Origin of the sequence: Pseudomonas protegens (assembly GCF_003732485.1) — a bacterium.
Classification (GTDB): Bacteria; Pseudomonadota; Gammaproteobacteria; order Pseudomonadales; family Pseudomonadaceae; genus Aquipseudomonas; species Aquipseudomonas protegens_B.
Genome location: NZ_MOAK01000045.1, coordinates 152,205 through 152,404 on the forward strand (window position 1 = coordinate 152,205; position 200 = coordinate 152,404).

The 200-nt window shown below is 59.5% G+C and carries 1 pseudogene; it reads right to left on the bottom strand.

Annotation, left to right across the window (positions count from 1 at the left end):
* Window positions 1-200 (bottom strand): annotated as a pseudogene (locus tag BLX41_RS35120) (quinohemoprotein amine dehydrogenase subunit beta); the annotation flags it as partial.

The following is a 200-nucleotide window of genomic DNA, read 5'->3' on the forward strand; positions in this document are numbered from 1 at the left end:
GCGGATGAAGATCTGCGCCGTGGTGATGGCCATGTCGCCCCCGGGCAAGGTGATCTTGCCGATCTGCTGCATGCTCTGCACATCGAAGATCGCTACGTCGTTGAAGGTCCCCGACAGGTAGATCTTGGTCCCCGCCCGGTTGAACGAGATGCAGTAGTAGGAGTGTTCCAGGGTTGCGGCCTGGAGCAGCTTCTTCTGCT